The organism is Rheinheimera sp., assembly GCF_036568245.1.
Lineage (GTDB): Bacteria > Pseudomonadota > Gammaproteobacteria > Enterobacterales > Alteromonadaceae > Alishewanella.
Genome location: NZ_DATCSY010000277.1, coordinates 1 through 5,961, shown reverse-complemented (window position 1 = coordinate 5,961; position 5,961 = coordinate 1). Strand labels below are relative to the sequence as shown.

Annotated in this window: 5 protein-coding genes; 4 read left to right on the top strand and 1 reads right to left on the bottom strand. The window is 50.5% G+C overall.

The features are described from left to right. From VIN66_RS12600 to gcvP, 4 genes are all read left to right on the top strand, one after another. Nucleotides 1-920 (top strand): FAD-dependent monooxygenase (locus tag VIN66_RS12600; RefSeq protein WP_331924304.1); only part of this gene is annotated, 920 nt, incomplete at its 5' end. A 187-nt stretch (nucleotides 921-1,107) separates the two neighbouring features. Next, nucleotides 1,108-2,187, top strand: a complete 1,080-nt coding sequence (gene gcvT / locus VIN66_RS12595) for a glycine cleavage system aminomethyltransferase GcvT (protein WP_331924303.1) — start codon at nucleotides 1,108-1,110, stop codon at nucleotides 2,185-2,187. Between the two features lie 56 nt (nucleotides 2,188-2,243). Beyond that, on the top strand, nucleotides 2,244-2,630 hold the full coding sequence (gene gcvH / locus VIN66_RS12590) for a glycine cleavage system protein GcvH (protein WP_331924302.1): 387 nt from the start codon (nucleotides 2,244-2,246) through the stop codon (nucleotides 2,628-2,630). Between the two features lie 98 nt (nucleotides 2,631-2,728). Continuing rightward, nucleotides 2,729-5,620 (top strand): aminomethyl-transferring glycine dehydrogenase, encoded by a 2,892-nt coding sequence (gene gcvP, locus VIN66_RS12585; protein ID WP_331924301.1) that lies wholly within the window; start codon nucleotides 2,729-2,731, stop codon nucleotides 5,618-5,620. A 178-nt stretch (nucleotides 5,621-5,798) separates the two neighbouring features. On the opposite strand, the gene VIN66_RS12580 is transcribed toward gcvP, so the two are convergent. After that, a partial coding sequence (locus tag VIN66_RS12580; protein WP_331924305.1) for an IS3 family transposase occupies nucleotides 5,799-5,961 on the bottom strand: 163 nt, incomplete at its 5' end.

The following is a 5,961-nucleotide window of genomic DNA, read 5'->3' as shown; positions in this document are numbered from 1 at the left end:
GCTGGATTTGCGACAACGAGCAAATACGCGTCGCGCTGTATCAGCAGCTACAGCAACATAGTAATGTCGAACTGCTGTTTAACTGCACGATTAACAGCATGGCGCAAAGCGAGCGCGATGTAGTTATTAACATTAATCAGCAGCAGCTACTGCTAAGCCGGCTGATTGTGGGAGCTGATGGCGTAAATTCACTGGTACGCCGTGAAATGCAGTTACCGCTGGCGCACTGGGATTATGAACATCAGGCCTTAGTTGCGACCATCAGCACCGAGCTGCCACATCAGGCTACAGCACGGCAGGTATTTTTACCCGGCGGCCCGCTGGCGTTGTTACCGCTGCCGGATCCTCAGCAGTGTTCCATTGTCTGGAGTTGCACCCCACAGCGTGCTGCAGAGCTTTTAGCCATGGAAGAAACGGCGTTTAATCAGACGCTGACGGCGGCCAGTAACAGCGTACTTGGCGTATTAGCACGGCAAACCGTACCACAGGCCTTTGCGCTTAAAATGCGGTATGCCAGTAGTTGGGTCAGAGGCCGCGCTGTACTGGTGGCCGATGCAGCGCACAGCATACATCCGCTGGCCGGGCAGGGCATGAATTTGGGGCTGATGGACGTGGCTTCATTAGCAGAACTAATAAATGAAGCCGTCGCCAATAATCAGGACTTTAGCGAAACACGGCTACTGCGGCGCTACGAGCGCTGGCGTAAGGCCGAAGCGCAGACACTGATTGCTGCTATGGAAGCTTTTAAACGCGGTTTCAGCAATAAGCAACCTTTGCTTAAGCTGGTAAGAGCTGTTGGAATGAACGGGGTGGATCAGATGCCGTGGCTGAAAAGTAAGATCATCGCCGCAGCCCTTGGTAACAGTGGTGACTTACCCAAATTAGCCCAACCACGGCAAAAAATACAGCATAGCGCCTGAGTTAGTTTTTTTAGTAATAGCGGCTGTCGCATTACAAAAACTAATTAATCAGGGGCTGTTTGCCGTCACATCCTTGCGTTATAATCCGGTCGCCTTTTTATCCGCTTTAACTGTATGGATATTCATATTGTCCGGCAGTTGCGTTTAATAAAACGTAAGCGGGCCTTACTATAAGCAGGACATAACAATGGCTAATCAAACTGCGTTACATGGCAAACACCTGGAAGCCGGTGCCAAAATGGTCGACTTCTTTGGTTGGGATATGCCAATCAATTACGGCTCTCAAATTGAAGAACATCACGCTGTGCGTCGCGACGCCGGTATGTTTGATGTCTCTCACATGACAATTGTTGATCTACACGGTAGCCGTACCCGCGATTTCTTACGTTATTTACTGGCTAACGACGTTGCTAAATTGACCACGCCGGGCAAAGCGCTGTACAGTGGCATGCTAAACGAAGCCGGTGGCGTAATTGATGACTTAATTGTGTATTTCCTGCAGGAAGATTTCTTCCGCCTGGTGGTTAACTCTGCCACCCGCGAAAAAGACTTAGCACACATCACCGCACAGGCAAAAGCGTTCGAGGTTACTGTAACCGAACGGCCGGAGTTTGCGATGATTGCCGTGCAGGGCCCGAATGCAAAAGCTAAAGTGGCCACGTTATTAACCGCTGAGCAGCAAGCCGCTGTTGCTGGCATGAAGCCATTTTTTGGTGTTCAGGCTGGCGATTTGTTTATTGCTACCACAGGTTATACCGGTGAAGATGGCTATGAAATTGCGCTGCCAAACGAGCAGGCTGCTGATTTCTGGCAAAAGCTGCTGGATGCAGGTGTGGCACCAGCCGGTTTAGGTGCGCGCGATACGCTGCGTCTGGAAGCCGGGATGAATTTATATGGCCAGGATATGGATGAAACCGTATCGCCACTGGCTGCCAACATGGGCTGGACGATCGCCTGGGCACCGGAAGAACGTAATTTTATTGGCCGTAAGGCACTTGAGCAGCATAAAGCTGAAGGCACCCAGAAGCTGGTTGGCCTGGTAATGGAAGCCAAAGGCGTGCTGCGCCACGGCCAACGAGTGGTTGTCGAAGGCGGCGAAGGTGAGATTACCTCGGGTACGTTCTCACCAACGCTGGGCTTTAGTATTGCGATGGCCCGGGTACCTGCTACGGTAGGTGACACGGCAGAGGTAGATATTCGCGGTAAGATGGTACCGGTGAAAGTGGTTAAGCCAGCCTTTGTGCGCATGGGCAAAAAAGTCATCTAAACTGTCACTATTAAAAACGACATTAAAATAAACAGACACCAGCTAAGGATTAAACAATGAGCTCAATTCCTAAAGGTTTAAAGTACGCCAGCAGCCACGAATGGGCACGCGATGATGGCAACGGTATTTACACTGTAGGTATTACTGAACATGCACAAGGCCTGTTAGGCGACATGGTGTTTGTTGAGCTGCCAGAAGTGGGCGACAGCGTTACTCAGGGCGATGACTGCGCAGTAGCGGAATCAGTTAAAGCAGCATCTGACATTTATGCACCACTGTCTGGTGAAATTGTTGAAGTTAACGACGCGCTGGCCGATTCACCAGAGCTGGTAAACAGCAGCCCGTACGAAGATGGCTGGATGTTTAAAATTAAACTATCTGACGACGCTGAACTGTCAGCGCTGTTAGATGCAGAAGGCTATAAAAACTCGATTGACGAGTAAATAAAGCGCCAAACCCCATTTAAGCCCCGTGCCGAATCATAAAAGCCACGGGGCTTAACTTTAGTAACAACCAAAACCATTATCAGGACATTCCAGGCATGACCAACACCGCTGTGAAAACCCTGTCGCAACTTGCGAACCATGACGAATTTATTCAGCGCCATATTGGCCCGGACGCAGCAGAAACCGCTGCAATGTTAAGCGAGCTGGGCGTAGACAGCGTTGAAGCGCTGATCGCTCAAACGGTACCTGCTGACATCCGCCTGAAAACGCCGCTGGCAACCGGCCCGGCAATGACAGAAGCTGATGCGCTGGCCAAGTTAAAACAAGCTGCCAGCAAGAACAAAATGTTCAAGTCTTACATTGGTATGGGCTATCACCCGACGTTAACGCCGAATGTGATCCTGCGTAATGTGCTGGAAAACCCGGGCTGGTACACGGCGTACACACCGTATCAGCCAGAAATTGCCCAGGGCCGTTTAGAGTCATTGCTGAATTTCCAGCAATTAACGCTGGATTTAACCGGTATGGAACTGGCCAGCGCGTCTTTGCTGGATGAGGCAACCGCTGCGGCTGAAGCAATGGCACTGGCCAAGCGTGTTACCAAGAGCAAGTCTAACCTGTACTTTATTAGCGACGATGTGCACCCGCAAACTATCGACGTCGTAAAAACCCGCGCTGAAATGTTCGGTTTTGACGTAGTAGTAGGTAAGGCTGCCGATGCTGCCAGCCATGACGTTTTTGGTGCGCTGATCCAGTACCCGGCCACCAACGGTGAAGTACGTAACGACAGCGCGCTGATAGCAGAGCTGCAGGCGAAAAAAGCCATCGTTGCGGTAGCGACTGATCCTATGGCACTGATGCTGTTAAAAGCACCGGGCCAGTTAGGTGCTGATGTGGTGTTAGGCTCTGCCCAGCGTTTTGGTGTGCCTATGGCATTTGGCGGCCCACATGCTGCTTTCTTTGCAACCCGAGATGCGTACAAGCGCTCTATGCCGGGCCGTATTATCGGCGTATCAAAAGACCGCCGCGGCAATCAGGCGCTGCGTATGGCAATGCAAACCCGTGAGCAGCATATCCGCCGCGAAAAAGCCAACTCTAACATTTGTACTGCGCAGGTGCTGCTGGCCAATATGGCCTCATTCTACGCGGTATACCACGGCCCGCAGGGGCTGAAGAATATCGCCCAGCGTATTCACCGTAGTACCGATATTTTTGCTGCCGGCTTAACTGCCAAAGGCGTTAGCATTGTTAATGCACATTGGTTCGATACCATTACCTTTAAAGTGGCTGACCGTGCCGCTGTTATCAGCCGCGCGTTAGCAGCAGGTGTAAACCTGCGTACCGACGTTGCTGACAGCCTGGCAGTAAGCTTTAACGAAGCCACCAGTAGCAGCGATATTGCCGAGCTGTTTGATATCGTACTGGGTGCAAACCACGGCTTAAGCGTAGAGCAGCTGGACAACAGTATTGTTACTGAAGGTAGCAAGTCGATTCCGGCCGATTTAGTGCGTAACGACAGCGTACTGGGCCACCCGGTATTTAACCAGTATCACAGCGAGACTGAGATGCTGCGTTATATCAAAAAGCTGGAAAACAAAGATTTATCGTTGAACCACTCGATGATTTCATTAGGTTCGTGCACGATGAAACTGAATGCGACTGCCGAAATGATCCCGGTAACCTGGCCGGAATTTGGTTCGCTACACCCGTTCGTACCACGCGATCAGGCCGAAGGTTACTACGAGATGATCACCGAGCTTGGCAACTGGCTGGTGAATATCACTGGTTACGACAACATCTCTATGCAGCCTAACTCAGGTGCGCAGGGTGAGTATGCCGGTATGGTTGCTATTCGTAAGTACCATGAAAGCCGTGGCGAAGGTCACCGCAATATCTGCTTAATTCCGGTATCAGCGCACGGTACTAACCCTGCTACAGCTGCCATGACCAGTTACGATGTAGTACTGGTAGAGTGTGATAAGCGCGGCAATATCGACATGAACGATTTAAAAACCAAAGCTGCAGAAGTGGGCGATCGTTTAGCTGCCATCATGGTGACTTACCCATCTACCCACGGTGTGTTTGAAGAAAGCATCCGTGAGCTGTGCGACATTATTCACAGCTACGGTGGCCAGGTGTATATGGACGGCGCCAACATGAACGCTCAGGTAGGCTTAACTGCTCCTGGCTTTATCGGTTCAGACGTATCGCACTTAAACCTGCACAAAACCTTCTGTATTCCACACGGCGGTGGCGGCCCGGGCATGGGCCCAATCGGTGTGAAAAGCCATTTAGCCCCATTCCTGCCTAACCACATTGTGGTAAGTATCGACGGTACTGGCAGCGATAACGGCGCCGTATCTGCAGCACCGTTTGGCAGTGCTGGTATTTTGCCAATCAGCTGGATGTACATTGCAATGATGGGCGGCGAAGGCTTAAAACAGGCGACTGAATTTGCCATATTAAACGCAAACTACATGGCGAAAAAACTCGACCCGCTGTTCCCGGTATTGTACCGCGGTACCAACGGCCGGGTTGCGCACGAATGTATTATCGACATTCGCCCGTTAAAAGAAGCCAGCGGCATTACCGAAATGGATATCGCCAAGCGTTTAATGGACTTTGGTTATCACTCACCCACCATGAGCTTCCCGGTTGCCGGCACGCTGATGATTGAACCAACTGAGTCTGAAAGCAAAGCCGAGCTGGATAAGTTTATCGAAGCGATGACTACCATCCGTGCTGAAATCGGCAAAGTTGAAGCAGGTGAGTGGACAGTAGATAACAACCCGCTGGCGTATGCACCACATACGATGGAAGATATCTTCGACCCGGCGTGGGATCGCGCATACGAGCGTCAGTACGCCGCTTTCCCTGCTAAGTTTGTTGCAGAAAACAAATTCTGGCCAACGGTAACCCGTATCGATGACGTATACGGCGACCGCAACCTGATCTGCTCATGCCCAAGCCCGGAAGCGTATCGTTAATCGGTTGCGAAGTGATAACAACAATGGAAGTTGGAAACCTCGTAATCGAAGTTGGAAACTGAAATTGAAGTTGGAAACTAACTAAGTATAGAAGGCGAACCAGATGGTTCGCCTTTTTTATCACAGTCTGACTTCAAAACAAGCTAGAAAACTTTGCTCAAATGGACTTCCCCTAATCTCATAGACACTCATTAGCCTCGTTGTGATTAGCTTTTTCTTCATAATCTGCCGGTGATAACTGCCCTAAATGGCTATGTCTTCGCCGACGGTTATAAAATACCTCGATATACTCAAAAATGTCACTACGTGCTTCATCGCGAGTGTTATAAATCCGGCGTTTA

Coding starts and splice junctions, on each gene's coding strand:
- gcvT (WP_331924303.1), top strand. CDS start 1,108: ATGGCTAATCAAACTGCGTTACATGGCAAACACCTGGAAGCCGGTGCC.
- gcvH (WP_331924302.1), top strand. CDS start 2,244: ATGAGCTCAATTCCTAAAGGTTTAAAGTACGCCAGCAGCCACGAATGG.
- gcvP (WP_331924301.1), top strand. CDS start 2,729: ATGACCAACACCGCTGTGAAAACCCTGTCGCAACTTGCGAACCATGAC.